Raw genomic sequence first — 253 nt, 5'->3', positions numbered from 1 at the left:
CGTTATGAACAGTACGGGGCTTCATGCGCGGCCAGCCGCTACGCTTGCGAAAATTGTCAAAAAATACCAGTCTTCATTAACGCTAGTTAATAATGACAAAGAAATTCCCATTAAAGGAATGATGAGTATTTTGGGGGCTGGCGTAAAGGGAAACACAATGATTGATTTAATTTGTGATGGACAGGATGAACTGGCTTTTATGGATGAATTAAAATCTGCATTTGCTGATGGCTTTGGTGAGTCAGTATAGTGC

1 protein-coding gene is annotated in these 253 nt (G+C 40.7%); it reads left to right on the top strand.

The features are described 5' to 3' along the window. A partial coding sequence (locus ACLJNW_RS26905) for an HPr family phosphocarrier protein (protein WP_257589793.1) occupies positions 1 to 250 on the top strand: 250 nt, incomplete at its 5' end. Positions 251 to 253 lie beyond the last annotated feature (3 nt).

Origin of the sequence: Salmonella sp. SAL4457 (genome assembly GCF_046548235.1) — a bacterium.
Lineage (GTDB): Bacteria > Pseudomonadota > Gammaproteobacteria > Enterobacterales > Enterobacteriaceae > Salmonella > Salmonella enterica.
The sequence above is the reverse complement of the archived record's forward strand: the minus strand, read 5'-3'. Positions and strand labels throughout refer to the sequence as shown.